The sequence below is a fragment of the Ginsengibacter sp. genome, assembly GCF_057362405.1.
The window spans coordinates 1-15,366 of sequence record NZ_JBMQQG010000066.1 but is presented as its reverse complement, the minus strand read 5'-3'; the positions used below and the strand labels follow the sequence as shown (position 1 = coordinate 15,366).

The following is a 15,366-nucleotide window of genomic DNA, read 5'->3' as shown; positions in this document are numbered from 1 at the left end:
GTTCACCTTGGAATTTTCTGAACAAACTGCTGAGGAATATATAAGCGATTTTTTGGTAGCAAGATTTCATCCACATTCTTTGATTATCGGTTATGATCACCGCTTTGGAAAAAACCGGCAGGGTGATTACAAATTGCTGGAATCTTACCAGGCTACTTACAATTTTTTGGTAAAAGAAATCCCCGAGCATGTGTTGCACCATATTATTATAAGTTCAACCAGGATAAGACAGGCACTTAAGGAAAAAGACCTTAAAACTGCGAATGAATATTTAGGCTATTCCTATTTTTTTGAAGGAAAAATAATTGAGGGCGACAAATTGGGAAGAACGTTAGGTTACCCTACTGCTAATATAGAAGTCAACGACGCAAACAAATTAATTCCCGCACATGGCGTTTATGCGGTAGAAGTTGCTTTGGATGATATATCACACATCGAAAAGTATAAAGGTATGATGAACATAGGCACCAGGCCTACGGTAGGCGGCACAAAAGAAGTTATCGAAGTAAATATTTTTGATTTTGATAAAACAATTTACCAACAAAACATCAGGGTTTATGTAAAATATTTTTTGAGAGATGAGGTAAAGTTTGACGGCCTTGAAACCTTACAGGAACAACTTGCTCTTGATAAATTAAATAGCTTACAAGTGTTGAAAAAAACTTAATTACTAACTCCTGTCTTAATTATTTTATAAACCATTTCTTTCATCAGCGATCCCCCGGATGTGCCATAATTTTTTATTCCAATACTTTTTAGATTGTAATAATGAAGCAACATGATTACCTGTTCAGCTTCTGCATAAGAATAATTCATAAGCATATCCATCGCCTGCTGAACTAAAAACGGGTTGTTATAAAATATCGGCCTGAGCGCTTTCTCACTCTTATCATTCATCTGGTAGATAACCAAAATTTTTGTAAAGTAGTTGTAGAGAGAAGGCAGTACCAACTGAATGGGCGCCGCTTTAGGATTCGCTTCAAAATACTGAATTATCCGGATTGCTTTTGCCAGGTCTTTTTTACTAAGGGCATGTTGCAGTTCAAAAATATTATACTCTTTGCTAACGCCAATGTATTTTTCAATATCATCTTCCGTGATGTTTGTTTCCGCTCCCAGGTTGATCGAAAGCTTTTCTACCTCGTTGGCGATCCTGCTTAAATCGTTGCCAATATGATCAACCAGCAATGTTAAAGCTCTTGGCGTTATCTGGTATCCCTTCGACTGCACATAGCCGTTAGTCCACGAAGGCAATTGGTTTTCATAAATTTTCTTAGATAAAAAAACCTCGCCATTTTTTTTTATCAGCCTTGCAATACGGCTTCTGCCGTCAATGGTTTTACCCTTATAGGATACCACAAACACTGTTGAACCTAGCGGTTTTTCAATATACCCTTCCAATTTATCAATGTCTTTCATTTGCTGGGCTTCTTTCAACAAAACAACCTGCCTTTCAGCAAACATAGGGTAGCGTCTACAGGAGTTTAAAACATCCGCCCAGTTAGCATCTTTTCCGTAAAAAATACTCAGGTTAAATTGAGCATCAGCTTCACTCAAAATCTTCTTTTCAGCGTAATCCATCACCTCATCTATATAAAATTCTTCTTCCCCTTCCAACCAATAAAGTGGTTTAAAGATATTTTTTTTCCAGTCAGACAGAATAGTTATTCCACTCATCTTTCAAAGATAAAATTTTACAGTTATTCAAAAACGTATTGATAAATTTTTTGAAAAATTATAAATTGTGAGCTGGGATGGTATTGGAAAACATATAATGTATATCTTTAAAAAAAATCTTTAATATGAGTTACGAAAATTTCCCTGAAGGCAATGCTCCCGAAGAAAAAACGCCGCTGGTTAGGAATAACAACAACCGCAATATTTTAACGGGCATACTCATTGTCGCCCTATTGGGCACCTGGGGCTATATCATTTATGATAAAAATAAAACCAAGCAGGAAAAGCAGGACCTTACGACACAATTGGTTAATAGCGATTCTTCTAAAAACGAATTGCAACGTGAATTAAATGACGCTGCGCTTCGACTTGACGTTCTTAAAACCTCGAATGTAAAGGCCGACAGTCTTTTAAAAACAAAAGATAAAGACATCGAGGAACTTAAAAATAAGGTGCAGAAGATCTTAAACGACAAGAATGCAACCGCCGCCCAGTTGGCCGAAGCAAAGCGATTAATTGCTGAATTGAAAGGAAATATTGAAACATACACGGCGCAAATTGAAGAATTAAAAACCCAGAACACGCAATTAACGCAAGAGAAGCAACAGGTCACGCAAGAACGTGACATTGCCAACAAGAATTACGATTCGGCCAACCAGGTTATTAAACAAAGAGAAAATGTAATTGATATTGGTTCTACTTTGCACGCTTCCAACTTTAGTATAGTTGGTTTAAAAGAAAAAAGTAGTGGCAAGGAAAAAGAAACAACAACAGCAAAAAGAGTTGATAAACTAAGAATATCTTTTGATATTGATGAAAACAGGATCACGCAAACCGGTCCGAAGGATATTTACATTTGTATCACTTCTCCCGATGGAAATCCCGTGGCAGTAGATGCATTAGGTTCCGGAAAATTTAAAATACGGGATGGTTCTGAGATACCATATACTGAGAAAGTTCAGATAAATTATGTCCAGGGGCAAAAGCAACCCGTTACCGTAGAATGGAGCCAACATAGTAATTTCCAAACGGGAAATTATAAAATTGAAATATATAACAACGGCTTCAAAATTGGTGAAGGAGTTCGCTCGTTTAAGAAGGGTGGCTTGTTCGGATAGCAAATTATCGTAACAGCATTTGACCATAATAAAACGCTTTCCGTGAATAATGGAAAGCGTTTTTATTTGAAAAATGAATTTTAAAACGGATCTAAAATGCCTGATATTTGAAAGGCGCTGAAACTACTCTTCAAACTTTTCCGACCCCTGTCAATATAATTATTTTGAGGCCAAAGGAGGCTTTCCTCCCTCCGGCACAAAAATTAAAGCCGCAGAATTCATACAATAGCGTTTGCCCGTTGGAGCAGGACCATCATCAAATACATGCCCCAAATGCGAACCTGATTTGGAATCCACGACTTCCCATCGTACCTGTCCATAACTTTCGTCCCTTACCAATTTAACTGCATCCGGATTAATGGGAGCGTAAAAACTTGGCCACCCGGTACCTGAGTCAAATTTAGTATCAGAACTAAAAACCGGTTGCAGGGAAGCAGCGGAATAATAGGTGCCTTTCTTATAGAAATGATCGAGGGCGCCTGTGCCAGCTCTTTCGGTGCCTTTTTCCCGCAGAATATAATATTGTTCGGGCGTTAATCTTTGCTTCCATTCACTTTCCGAAAGTTTCATGGGAAAGTTTGTAGTCTCAGGAACTTTCTGCGGATCAGGATATTTCGTACCTGAGTTCTTTGTTGAAGTAGCTTCAGATTGGGAACTTTTAGTTTGCGACTGGGTACAATTAGTCAATAACAAAGAAGTGACGATTGACAACAAGTAAATAATTCTTCTCATCATAAATTTTTTTTATCTATTTACGAGACAAAATTATAAAAAGGTTCCTTAGGAAATGTTAAGAAGCTGAGAATTGCTACACCATTGAATTACAGACTTAAACTATTTTGTTTTATTAGTTTGAAAATCTTTGATAAATTACCTGCATCCACTTTAAGTATATACATTCCGGAAGGAAGGTTGCTAACGTTGATGGTAGTTTTTTGTGCTGTTATAACCTTTGTAAGATATTGCCTTCCCGTTACATCGTAAAGTTTAACAGTCATGCCGGTAATATCTGCCCCATTCTTGCAACTAATAGTAACCTGGTTACTAAATGGATTCGGGTAAACCGAGATTGTAATATTACTTGAGGTTGTTACTGAGTCTGTAGGAAGCGGCCCTCCCTGCGCAAGAGAACTGTCGCAAACGGATGAATTCAGGAAAGAATTCCTGAAATTTCCCAAAGCAAACAAACTGCGCATTTCATTTGCCTGGCCCCGGGTAAACATATTCATACAGGCGTCATCGGTGAAATCCATAAAATCCATAAACATATCGCCGTAGGAATTAATAGAACAGGAAGACAAATGAGGAAATGAAGCACAACCACTATTGCTTGATTCCTGCGGCGGAGTATCAGCAATACCATCGTCACCACACTGGGCATCACCCCACAAATGTTTGAGTCCAAGCCAATGGCCAATTTCATGTGTTGCCGTTCGTCCTTTATTAAAAGGAGCGGCAGCGGTACCTGTAGTACCCAGTGCGGTATATTGTATCACAACACCATCCTTTTCTGCCGGGCCACCAGGCATAACTGCGTAGCCTAACGTGCGGCCAAAAAGATTACAAACCCAAATGTTGAGATATTTTTTGGAATCCCATGCGTCATCACCACCCGTTGCAGAAAATTTCATTTCGTCATCTGACAGAAATAAATCTGAACTGGTATGCTTGTGTATTATGCCTGTAGTGTATTTGCCATCAGGATCTACTTTTGCAAGACAAAATACAATTCTTGCATCGGCAGCCACACTTTTAAATGGGGCCGGTGTGTAAACAGTATCTGCATTATGTCTCCTATAGTCATTATTCAATACGGCCAATTGAGATAAAACTTGTTGGTCGCTCACATTTTGTACACTTGTATTATATAAAACATGGAAAACAACCGGCACAACAATTACTTCACCGGGTAAGGTATCGCGTGTATTTGAATTATCTACATTGGGTATGGAAGAAAGTACCAAAGGAGTGCTATTTTTCTTTACGTACTCCGGTGTGCCACATCTCTGGGCCGAACCGTAAATTGTAAAACTTAAGCAAATAACTGTAAAGATAAATTTCATTTTCCCTGTTTTGATTCAGAATCGTCCTAAAATGATAGTAAGCGGGATTAAATAGGAATGCTGAATCGGGAATTACAGAGGATATTAATAATGCATGGGATAAATGGAAGCGAAGAACATCAACTAAGTTTGAATGCGTTATTTACCTTTGAAGGAAAGTTGGTTAGCGCCAGTAACAGAGGTTGATGAGTGCAAATAAAACACAAATTTCCCATATCTCAAAGCGTTCATTAAAAACATTTTATAAATGAATTAACACGTATAACAAAGCCGTTTGCTATTTTTACAGCGCCTAAAAATATGTAATGATTAAGAAATTTACGGGAATCGCATTAATAGTACTTTTATTCTCTTGCAACAACAATACTACCACCCCAAGCGAAGATCCGACGCTACCCTTTGCAAAACCCAATAATATTCCTCCACCCCAGCAAATTACGTTCACAATTGACAGCGTATTTCCTCATGACCCTAAGGCTTTTACCCAGGGACTTCAATTTTATAAGGGAAAACTTTACGAGGGAACCGGCCATCCAGATGAAGAGCACCAAACAACTTTGAGGGTTGTTGACATCAAAACCGGAAAGCCTGATAAAGAATATTTTATACCGGATAAATCAATTTTTGGTGAAGGCATCACTATTTTCAAAAACAAGATCTATCAACTTACCTGGCAAAACCACAAAATCTTTGTCTACAATGTCGACGACATCATGCATCCCATAGAAACATATGACTGGAGCTTAGATGGTTGGGGATTGACCAATGACGGCAATAGCCTTATCATCAGCGACGGAACATCTAAACTATATTACGTGCAGCCGGATGAAAAGACTAAAGAAATGAAAACAATAAAAATTCTTACAGTTGCCGATAATACCGGCGAACTCGACAGTCTTAATGAACTTGAATATATTAATGGGTATGTTTTTGCGAACAGGTGGTATAATGATCATATTTATAAGATTGACACCTCTAATGGCCATGCAGTTGGTATAATGGATTTTACAGGTCTGCTTCATCAATACGACCAGACGGACCAGGTGGGAAATGAAGCGGTATTAAACGGAATAGCTTATGACAGCGCAACTAAAAAATTATATATTACCGGTAAAGACTGGCCGAAGCTTTTCGAAATCAAGCTGAATAACCCGTAGATTCTAAGCAGGAACGTTGAGCTCTTCTGATTTTTTTGATGTTTATTAAATTCTAAATGCAATTTCTTTCTGACAAAAAATAAATCAAACTTAATTACTTTATAAGTTAGTTTCCTTTCCTTCGGAGGGACGTTGGGGTGAGATTACATAAATTATTGAACTGCATTTTTCTTGGTCCGAAAGAACTTTAAGATTTGAAACACCACCGTTAATGAACGCTTTTAAAATATTTGAACTACCGTTCTTATATTTTTCGCTGAGCATGCTTACGTAAAAGCTATCGTACCACATCGGCTCAATTGAAATTACCTCCATATTATGCATAGATAACAGCTTACGCATAGACGCCGGAGAAAAATGATACAAGTGTCGCGGCACGTCGTACGCAGCCCAAAACTCCTTATAGACTTTTGCATCATAACTAGTATAATTAGGCACAGCAATAAAAAGTTTTCCCCCCCGTTTTAAAAGGTTCTTCAAAGCTTCTATATACCGATGAAGTTCATGTACATGCTCCAACACATGCCACATTGTAATTGCATCATAGCTACTAACGGGCAAAGAAAATAATTTCTGAGAAGGCTGCAAGTCCAGGTCATATAATTCCTTTGCTTTCTTCCTTGCCGTTTCGTCCGGCTCAAGGCCCGTAATTTCCCAGGCAGATCGCTTCATGGTATTCAAAAATGCTCCAGTTCCGCAACCCACGTCGAGTATACTTCCTTCAGATTTACCGGTAAGGTTTTTAATCATGTTTCGTTTCTTTATCAGCGTGCGACTTCTCACTTTATGATAAAGCTTATTGACAAGCCCCTTGCTGGTATCGCTGTGCGAAATATAATTTTCAGATTGGTAATACCTGGCTATTTCACTTATGCCGGGAATATTTTGTGTAAACCTTAGTGTGCAATCTTTACACTGCCAAATTTCGAATCGCTCGTGGGAAACGGTATAGTCTTCGGCGAAAAGAACCGAAGAAATATTTTTTTGCCCACAACATGGGCAAGCGTCGTACAAGATCATTTTGTTCCTCTCTTCATACAAAGAAAATATAAAATTGCCAATACTACATTTATATATGGTCCCGAATCAAGATTTTGTTTTTCTTTATGTTTTTTTGAATGAATTTTACCTGTAATGAACATTGCAGCAATCAGGGAAAAAATAAGGCGTACGGGCTTTTTTATTCCATTTCGGATACATCTTTTGCTTTTAATAACTGCATTAATATTGGCCTGGCGTTGGTTAATAAAAAATAATGCTGCCCCCGAAACTGCACATACAGCAATTATTGGTCTGTTTATTACCGTTACATTTTGGTTTGCCCTGGCTGTTCTTTCCATTTCATTCATTTCCGCTTTTATACCCTGGATATTTTTTCTATTCAACAAAAAAAATAACAAGAGCTATTTACAGGTAAAAACATTGAACACAATAAAAGTGGCCAGCAAGCAATTGATCGAAATAAATATTTCTAAAATAATTAAACCGGTCTTTGGATATATACGTCTACGCCTCTGTTATGACAACAATAACATCTCCCCAAAATTTGCCCCGGTAAGGATACAGCCAAAAAAGAACTTTTTTTCGTTGGAAACAAAAGGGATATATAACTGGCCATTAAATAATATAAAGGAATACGACATAAATAGTGGCATTATTTATTTTGAAGACTTCTTTCAGTTCTTTTCCTTTACGTCAATACTTCCGGTAAACAGTAATTTTTATACGCAACCGTTGAAAGCCGATACCGGGTCAGTTATTGTTCAACCTAAAAAAACCGAAGACACTAACACACGAATAGACGAAATGAGAAAAGTAGAGGGAGAATTTTTGAATTACAAAAACTTTGAAAACAACGACGATGTAAGAAGAATAGTCTGGAAAATTTATGCAAAGAATAAAGAATTAGTAGTACGGATTCCCGAAACCAATGATCCTTATGCATCGCATATTTATTTTTATGCATCATTTTATAATGCGATAAGCAACGAGGTATTTGAAGAATTTAACGCAGTATTTCTCGATAATTTTAAAACAATTACCTGGAATGTTTACGAGCAATTATTTCGACAGAATGATTTGATACAATATATCCCCGACCAGGAAACAAAAGCATTTTATGCTGATGATGTTGTTCAAAAAATAAAATACATTATCAGCACTTCTTCATGGCAAAAACAAAATGACCTGGTCTCTTATTTTAATAAAGAATATGCCTCTGTTTTATGCATTTCATCAGTAACAGATATTAAGCAATTGGAAGCAGTTCTTGACAGATCCGGCAAAAGTCTTACAGTTATTTTTGTCGAGCTAAGCAAGAGTTTTTCGAAAATGAAAGTTACTGACTGGGTGCAATGGATTTTCATAAACCCACAAAAGAAAAGTTCGGAGAAGCTGCAACTTGCCTTTAATTTATCACCTCTTCGAAAGAAGATATTGGATAATGAAAAAAATATAAAAGAATTATTAAAAACAAGTGAGTGTGAAAGCTTGATTATTTATGCGTGATACTAAATGAAAGTCGAAAAGAAATATAGTGCTAAAAAAATATTTGCAAGAATTACTCTATTGATAATCCCTGCAATTGCTATAGGCACTTATATGCTATGGCATTTAAATGAATACTATGGAGTTTTGGAAAGTCAGTGGGTCAGCGAGAGTTTCTTTTTAGCGGCGGGACTCGTTGCGGGATGCTTGTTTTACAGCTACCGGTTTCGGTTCATTACAACCACGCTGCCGTTATTACTTGTATTGTTTATACTAAGTAAAATTGTAGACAACATTTATACGGGGGAGTTCACTGCATTCTATGCTATCACCAAATTTTATATTTTTTCTTTCCTGTTTTTTACGGGATGGCTTACGGGATGGGCATTTGCGAGACTACGTTGGTTTCCCGTACTGCTTTCTGCAATGCTATTATTACTACAAATTATTGTGGTTAGCAATACAACAGATATAACCGCTAAAAAATTAGTGATTACTTTTGCACCTGTATTATTATTTGCATTTTACATTATTTATACCGCCGAGTTAGTAAGAAATATGAATGACGATGAACCCAACTTTTCATGGTTCATTATAAAGAAATTGTTGGGCTTTGGACTTGTTGCAGGGATCATTTTATTGCTGATTTTCTCTTTTTATAAAAAAGATTTTAAGGCTATTGAAAAGCAATACGGCGGCAACAAAGCTGAAACGCAAGCGCCTAACAAAGAAAGTCTCACTAAAGAAAATAAAGACGGAACCGTTAGCAACAAGAAACAAATGGGACTAAGCGGCGGAAGAAGTTCCACAAAAAGACTCGTGTTTATAGCGAAGCTCGATAACTATTTCCCGAACTCTGAAGTGCCCAACCCACTTTATTACACTTACGATTATTACACAAGGTTTGATACGCTTACGCAAACATTGGAGACAGACAGTCTTATGCCTTCCAATGATTTATTTCAACCCGACCCTTCTAAAATTCCATTATATTTTACCAAAACCGACACTTCTGTTTTACTAAAAAGCGAAAGTTACCTCGACAGAAAAGTGGTTAGCACGGAAGTGTATAAAGCTTTGCTTTCACCTAAAGAATTTTTAGCGCCCGCTACTGCATTTTTTTGCCAGCCTATCGCGGTTGAAAAGGAATATAAACAACAATTCAAGAGTGCTTACCGGGCTAAAATGATGGTGAGTGATCTTAACAGCGCTTACTTCGTTTACAATCCTGCCGGGAATAAAGAATTGGAAAATTTTCAAAATGAAAGATTTCAGTTGCTGCGAAAAATTACCAATTGGAACAATGAAGATTCTGCGTTTATGCGGTATTACACTTTCATTCCACAGGGAGATGATTTTGATTCAATAAGAGCTTTGGCAAAAGAAATAACCAAGGATGCGCCAACTCCTATTGATAAAATAATTGCCATAAGAAATTATTTTCTAAGCGATGATGAAACTGGACAACCATTATTTAAGTACACAGATAATCCGGGCGTACCGGGACTACCAAGTGCCAGCAAACTCAACTATTTCTTATTCCAAAATCATAAAGGTTATTGCGCTTATTTTGCCGGTGCTACACTTTTTTTATTAAGAGCGCTCGGAATGCCGACGCGGGTATCTACAGGGTTTCTGACAATGGATAGAAGTACTAAAAACAAAGGCTGGTATTGGTTTTACGAAGACCAGGCCCATGCGTGGACTCAGGTGTATTTTCCCGGCTATGGGTGGCTTGACTTCGATACAACCATCCCGAGTACCGAACAACAACAGGCACCAGCCCCCGATGGAACTCCCCCGATAACAGTACAAACAGCTTTGTTTGTAACGCATGGAAAAGTTACCGATGTGGATACTGTTAAAAAGCGTGTAGACATGTCAGTTAGTCAAATGATTTACCATGATAAAACATTTGATTTAAAAAAGCCGGTAATGCTTGAAATGGATGTATCCCTGGCAACGATAAGTAAGGATACGGGACAGGTTCCACTGTCCGAACTACAAAAAGGATATGAAATTACAGCACTCTCCTTTTCAGAACAGTTTAAAAATATTGCTTTAAGAGACAGCAATGATTATAAAGACATCTTTGAAAAAATTCCAAAACCCGCTCCCATCGACGAAATAAAAATTATTGATTCTACGAAGGAAAAGCAGCAGGCAATCAAAGAAGTCAGGAAACAGCCGGTAAACTTCAGAAGCCTGTTATGGCTGGGCATTTCAATTTTTGCATTATTTATTTTACTGGTATTCAGCTTACCATGGTTAATATTTCAATGGTTCAGTTATAAAGCCAAAAAGACAAAACCAGTTTCCAGGAAAGCTTATTGGTCTTACACTGCTGCCACATATTATTGCAACCAGCTCGGTTTTTCGAGAGATGATATGTCACCAACCCAATTCGCAAAAGATAAGATTGATGCCCGCTTTAAAACGAAATTTACTTCGTTTATGCATGTTTATCTTAAAAGCAAATACTCTAAAGAAGCATTAACTTCTTCTGAAGAAACTACTGTACAAAATTTCTACGAACCTTTCTATAAGACCATAAAAAATAAAATACCTTTTAAAGAAAGATTCTCTAAATTTTTAAACTTTTACAGAACCATAAACTTTTTTTCAAAACCCAAAATATAATTGAATGGACACAGTGAATACTGAAACTGCCTTGCAGAATATACAACGCCTTACTGATAATATCGAAACCGTTATAAGAGGCAAGCGCAATCAAATAAAATTTGTGCTCACGGCATTGCTTGCCAAGGGACATATTTTATTGGAAGATAATCCAGGTACCGGTAAAACAGTAATGGCCAAAACGCTTGCACACAGCATTTCAGGAGAAAGCCATAATGATAGCGTCATTTTTAAACGCATACAGTTTACTCCCGATTTGTTGCCAATGGATCTTTTAGGCACTCATATATTTGATGATATAAAAAAAGAATTCATTTTTAAGAAAGGACCACTCTTTTGCAACATTTTACTCGCTGATGAAATAAACAGGGCTTCTCCCAAAGTGCAATCTGCCTTGTTAGAATGCATGGCGGAAAACCAGATCACCATGGGAGAAATCACCTATAAACTAAGTGATCTATTCTTTACCATAGCAACACAAAACCCTGTTGAAATGGAAGGCACTTATCCCCTCCCTGCTGCACAGCTCGACAGGTTTTTTATAAAAATAGTTTTCGGTTACGTAGATGAAGAAACTGAACTTGGTATTTATAAAGATTATCTCGGCATCAATAATAACTTACTCAATCTTCAGCAGGTGCTGGGTATCCATGAAATATTATTTCTGCAGCAACAATGTGAAAATGTATTTGTGCACCAAGAAATTATTAAAGCAGTGCGCAACATTGTGTGGGCTACCCGAAAGAATCCCGATATCGTTTTAGCTGCGTCTACTCGAAGCGGCATTATTTTTCTAAAATGCCTGAAAGCATATGCATTAGTGAATGGCCGCACGTATGTTGTGGAAGATGATGTGAAAGATCTTTCCCAGCCTGTATTACACCATAGGCTCATTTACAGGAATAAAGAAGCAAAAACTACTGCGCTTCATAATATTGTTCTAGCCGAAATGGACAGACTTTCTAAATTAAAAATTAATTAAGAAGGATGTTCCGGCTGCCCAAATCATATCTTTTATTTCTTATACTAACGGTATTTTGCGAAAATGCGTTTTCCCAGGTAAATGCCAAACGGTATGAAATTGATGCCAAGCGTATTGGCGTAAATTTTTATGACAAAGATGCGTTGCCACGGAGCCGTGAATTTATTAGGCTGGACAGCACCTATTATGTTGGATGGTATTACGAAGGCATGTTTAAATACGACAGAGCTGCAGATTATCTTGGATACAAAAATTGTATCGAACCTTTAAAAAAAGCCTTCTTCCTTTTTGAAAGGAATTACAAAAATGATCTCAAAAAGGTCTTAACTCCAGGGCGATATAGTTTTGCACAGGCAGACATTGTTCAAATTTGCAATGCCTTATACGACAGCTACTCCAATGTGGAGGAACCGGACAGCGCCATGTGGATTTTGAATAGAATTCAAAGTTGGAACACCGGAGTTGATTTTATGGAATATAATATTAAAGCAGCCTGGACCATTCATCGTAATCGTATTTATATTCATAAATATTCATTTTTGAAAAACACTGTCGAAGGAAATGAGCAACTCGCATTAGATCATTTGTACACAGCGCTGGCAGGCGGTGATGCCAATTCTATTTTTTATCTTGCTATAATACATAACTATTTATTGAATATCGATTCCGCGGCCTTGTACTACGACATACTGAAACAGACCGGTGGATTTTCTTATAACAACTATGCTCATTTCCAAAATACACTCGGGAATTTTGGCGAGGCAATTACAGATTTTGAAAATGATAAATATGCATTTGACAAGAGATTAATTGAAGCGTATTATTTTCTTCCCACACTTTATATTAACAGTGGAAAAAGCCGCGAAGCAATTGACGAAACAAACAGCATCATCTTTACAAATGGCTCTACGCCTGGCTTTGGCTGGTATAATATTGCTTTGGCAAGAAGTTATTTATACAATGGCCAACTCGATAGTTGCGAAAATGCCATCACAAAAGCGGCGCAGTTTAAGGAAGTTCATATCGGTACTACACTGGGGCAATCGCAATATGATTTTGCTGTGAATGTTATAAAATTAATGTTGGCAACTAATAAAATCGAACGCATCAAATTTTTGAATTCGGGCTGGTGGTATTCTTTAAAGGATTTATCCGAAATCAGTGCACTTAAGGGTGAACAGTTCCTTTTAAAATTTGCCCTCGTAAATGAATTAGCGGGTAACCCTGAACGTGAGCAGGTAATCTATAACATATTTGCGAGCGAAAATGTAATAGGGTTTGACGAGATTTTAAGCCTGATGAAAAATATAAGCCCAAAATATTTTGCAAAAGTATATAAACAAAAGGCGCAGACAGAAAAACGAAAAAATATCGTCCGTTATATGCAGCTTTTTTACGGTGAATTTTCTTATGAAGCCGGTAATTATACCGATAGCCGAAACACATTTGAAAATATATTGAATACAGCTTTATTAGACACCGCCCACGAAAAACTTTTCGTAGCCAGGCTATATGAAAGCCTTGCCAGGAGTTATTTTCATGATGGTGATAAAAACAAGGGGGAAGATATGAAATACAATTTTTTCAGAGAGTACCCACAATTGATTCCGTTTAGTGGTTTTACCGTAAAGATGAATCTTTCCATATCCGGTTTAAATAATTCCATGGAACAAAGTATTGTGAAAGAATTAAAAGATTGCTCGATTGATTTTACTGATAACAGCGGAAGCGATATACCAAAAGCCTTTATAAATTTTATCCAGCTAAAAAATAAATACGAAGTGGATTACAGTGTTACTGCCGCGAACGGTAAAATAATTGTTCCTCAGCAAAAAATGTATTTTAAGCAAGATGAAGGAGTTGGAAAAGAACTGGCGCTAAGGTTATTTCGCGTTGGCGGACCAGTGGAATTTGACTGAGTATAAAGGCTGAAAAAATTGCAATTGTCTTTTGGCTTTTTTATAGCACTGAAAACTTTTAATACAATAAAAATACAATGGGCACTGGCATTAGTTCAATGTGGTTCTGTTAGTGCAAACTTAAAAAGTTTTTCGACTTATCTCTTCTTTAGACTAATACCAAAGAATCTTTGTGTTCTTGCATCTTTCCATATCTATTATTCTATCCAGGTTTAAAAACAACTTAGTGTACACTTGTATGTTATGTTACTAACAATTCTTTAACTTTTTTATCCGCCATAAACTGTTCGTAATTATTATGCAGCTGTACGATATCGCACAATCCAGTTGTGGCTTTCATTTCATAACTCATTGATTTTTAATTTTTTTCAGTTTGGCATCACAGTGGAAATGATGCTGGCATAACAATTAAACAATAAGATTTTAAAAATCAAGACAATGAAAAAGACATTCAATTCAAAAAGCAACATTTTAAACAAAGCTAAAAATTTCTGGTTTGCATTACAGCTGCTAATCGTTTCGGTTTCTCTGCCTGTACTGAGTATCGTTCAAATGTCGCGTACGACAAGTGATTCAAATTCACATCAACAGCAAGAAGTAAATAAAAATTCGGCGAATCAAAACCAAACTACAGGTTTCCAAAATGCAGCAAAGACGGTCAAATTAAGTTGAGAGGGTTTATAACAAATAACAATTCCAATCATCTTAACAATCATAAAATGAACCATACTTCAATGTTGATTCCAGCTTTTGTTATAGCTTTAATATGGCCGGTGCCATTACCGGCCTTATTTATAATCTAACTAAGGTTTTTAATTGATGGACGGCTTGTTACAATTCAACAAAAAGTATTTTACTATAGCCGTTTGTATTTTTATTACCGAAGTTGTTATCGCATTATTCCTTCATGACGAAATCATCCGCCCTTACATCGGTGACTTCTTAGTAGTGATCTTAATTTATTGCGCAGTAAAATCTTTTTTAAACACACCGGTATTACCTACTGCGTTTGCGGTTTTGCTTTTTTCTTACGTCGTCGAATTCTCCCAATATTTTCACCTGGTAAATCATCTCGGCCTGCAAAATTCAAAATTGGCCCGAACTATTATCGGAACTTCATTTGAATGGGCTGATCTCGCCATATATACGGCCGGTATTGCAACCGTGATTATAATAGCAACACGGTTTGCAAACAGAAATCATAGTTAAAGGAAATTGACTTTGTAAAAGGAAAATTCCGTTCTAAAACATTTCAAATAATAACTGAAAGTTATCGAATAATAAATTGCGTTTGATGCAGGTGCGCATCATGGATAATAACCT

At 36.9% G+C, this 15,366-nt stretch carries 13 protein-coding genes; 9 read left to right on the top strand and 4 right to left on the bottom strand.

The annotated features are described in order from the left end of the window. The coding region (ribF, locus tag ACO1O5_RS05905; protein ID WP_486268913.1) for a bifunctional riboflavin kinase/FMN adenylyltransferase at positions 1 to 667 on the top strand (667 nt) is incomplete at its 5' end. Here ribF and holA read toward each other — a convergent pair. Then, complete coding sequence (holA, locus tag ACO1O5_RS05900; protein ID WP_486268912.1) at positions 664 to 1,677, bottom strand: DNA polymerase III subunit delta; 1,014 nt, start codon at positions 1,675 to 1,677, stop codon at positions 664 to 666. The two genes, ribF and holA, sit on opposite strands and share 4 nt — an antisense overlap. Positions 1,678 to 1,802: 125 nt before the next feature. Between holA and ACO1O5_RS05895 the strand changes: the two genes are divergently transcribed. Next, on the top strand, positions 1,803 to 2,795 hold the full coding sequence (locus ACO1O5_RS05895; protein WP_486268911.1) for a hypothetical protein: 993 nt from the start codon (positions 1,803 to 1,805) through the stop codon (positions 2,793 to 2,795). 159 nt (positions 2,796 to 2,954) lie between these two features. Here the strand turns inward: ACO1O5_RS05895 and msrB are convergent, their stop codons facing one another. Both msrB and ACO1O5_RS05885 read right to left on the bottom strand, forming a co-directional pair. Then, a complete protein-coding gene (gene msrB / locus ACO1O5_RS05890) occupies positions 2,955 to 3,530 on the bottom strand; it encodes a peptide-methionine (R)-S-oxide reductase MsrB (protein ID WP_486268910.1) in 576 nt (191 codons plus the stop codon). An 86-nt stretch (positions 3,531 to 3,616) separates the two neighbouring features. After that, the gene (locus ACO1O5_RS05885) at positions 3,617 to 4,858 is read right to left on the bottom strand and encodes a T9SS type A sorting domain-containing protein (RefSeq protein WP_486268909.1); all 1,242 of its coding nucleotides are present in this window, start codon (positions 4,856 to 4,858) and stop codon (positions 3,617 to 3,619) included. Between the two features lie 305 nt (positions 4,859 to 5,163). Between ACO1O5_RS05885 and ACO1O5_RS05880 the strand changes: the two genes are divergently transcribed. Next, entirely contained in the window at positions 5,164 to 6,015 is an 852-nt protein-coding gene (locus tag ACO1O5_RS05880) for a glutaminyl-peptide cyclotransferase (RefSeq protein ID WP_486268908.1), read from the top strand. Positions 6,016 to 6,114: 99 nt separating this feature from the next. Here ACO1O5_RS05880 and ACO1O5_RS05875 read toward each other — a convergent pair whose 3' ends face one another. Further along, entirely contained in the window at positions 6,115 to 7,035 is a 921-nt protein-coding gene (locus ACO1O5_RS05875; RefSeq protein WP_486268907.1) for a class I SAM-dependent methyltransferase, read from the bottom strand. Positions 7,036 to 7,149: 114 nt separating this feature from the next. Here ACO1O5_RS05875 and ACO1O5_RS05870 point away from each other — a divergent pair, with 114 nt between their 5' ends. The 6 genes from ACO1O5_RS05870 (at position 7,150) to ACO1O5_RS05845 (ending at position 15,252) form a co-directional block, all read left to right on the top strand. After that, positions 7,150 to 8,523 carry a DUF58 domain-containing protein gene (locus ACO1O5_RS05870; protein WP_486268906.1) on the top strand — a complete coding sequence of 458 codons (1,374 nt, stop codon included), beginning with the start codon at positions 7,150 to 7,152 and terminating at the stop codon, positions 8,521 to 8,523. A 6-nt stretch (positions 8,524 to 8,529) separates the two neighbouring features. Continuing rightward, positions 8,530 to 11,142: a transglutaminase-like domain-containing protein gene (locus tag ACO1O5_RS05865; RefSeq protein WP_486268905.1), complete on the top strand. Its 2,613-nt coding sequence runs from the start codon at positions 8,530 to 8,532 to the stop codon at positions 11,140 to 11,142. Between the two features lie 4 nt (positions 11,143 to 11,146). Next, positions 11,147 to 12,124 carry an AAA family ATPase gene (locus tag ACO1O5_RS05860; protein WP_486268904.1) on the top strand — a complete coding sequence of 326 codons (978 nt, stop codon included), beginning with the start codon at positions 11,147 to 11,149 and terminating at the stop codon, positions 12,122 to 12,124. 5 nt (positions 12,125 to 12,129) lie between these two features. Next, complete coding sequence (locus tag ACO1O5_RS05855) at positions 12,130 to 14,043, top strand: hypothetical protein (RefSeq protein ID WP_486268903.1); 1,914 nt, start codon at positions 12,130 to 12,132, stop codon at positions 14,041 to 14,043. A 438-nt stretch (positions 14,044 to 14,481) separates the two neighbouring features. Continuing rightward, a complete protein-coding gene (locus ACO1O5_RS05850) occupies positions 14,482 to 14,715 on the top strand; it encodes a hypothetical protein (protein ID WP_486268902.1) in 234 nt (77 codons plus the stop codon). A 147-nt stretch (positions 14,716 to 14,862) separates the two neighbouring features. Then, complete coding sequence (locus ACO1O5_RS05845; RefSeq protein WP_486268901.1) at positions 14,863 to 15,252, top strand: ribosomal maturation YjgA family protein; 390 nt, start codon at positions 14,863 to 14,865, stop codon at positions 15,250 to 15,252. The last annotated feature ends 114 nt before the right edge of the window (positions 15,253 to 15,366 follow it).

Excerpts from the sequence above, each read along its gene's own strand:
- ACO1O5_RS05860 (WP_486268904.1), top strand. The coding sequence starts at position 11,147 with ATGGACACAGTGAATACTGAAACTGCCTTGCAGAATATACAACGCCTT.
- ACO1O5_RS05865 (WP_486268905.1), top strand. The coding sequence starts at position 8,530 with ATGAAAGTCGAAAAGAAATATAGTGCTAAAAAAATATTTGCAAGAATT.
- ACO1O5_RS05845 (WP_486268901.1), top strand. The coding sequence starts at position 14,863 with ATGGACGGCTTGTTACAATTCAACAAAAAGTATTTTACTATAGCCGTT.
- ACO1O5_RS05855 (WP_486268903.1), top strand. The coding sequence starts at position 12,130 with ATGTTCCGGCTGCCCAAATCATATCTTTTATTTCTTATACTAACGGTA.
- holA (WP_486268912.1), bottom strand. The coding sequence starts at position 1,677 with ATGAGTGGAATAACTATTCTGTCTGACTGGAAAAAAAATATCTTTAAA.
- msrB (WP_486268910.1), bottom strand. The coding sequence starts at position 3,530 with ATGATGAGAAGAATTATTTACTTGTTGTCAATCGTCACTTCTTTGTTA.
- ACO1O5_RS05850 (WP_486268902.1), top strand. The coding sequence starts at position 14,482 with ATGAAAAAGACATTCAATTCAAAAAGCAACATTTTAAACAAAGCTAAA.
- ACO1O5_RS05875 (WP_486268907.1), bottom strand. The coding sequence starts at position 7,035 with ATGATCTTGTACGACGCTTGCCCATGTTGTGGGCAAAAAAATATTTCT.
- ACO1O5_RS05885 (WP_486268909.1), bottom strand. The coding sequence starts at position 4,858 with ATGAAATTTATCTTTACAGTTATTTGCTTAAGTTTTACAATTTACGGT.
- ACO1O5_RS05880 (WP_486268908.1), top strand. The coding sequence starts at position 5,164 with ATGATTAAGAAATTTACGGGAATCGCATTAATAGTACTTTTATTCTCT.
- ACO1O5_RS05870 (WP_486268906.1), top strand. The coding sequence starts at position 7,150 with ATGAACATTGCAGCAATCAGGGAAAAAATAAGGCGTACGGGCTTTTTT.
- ACO1O5_RS05895 (WP_486268911.1), top strand. The coding sequence starts at position 1,803 with ATGAGTTACGAAAATTTCCCTGAAGGCAATGCTCCCGAAGAAAAAACG.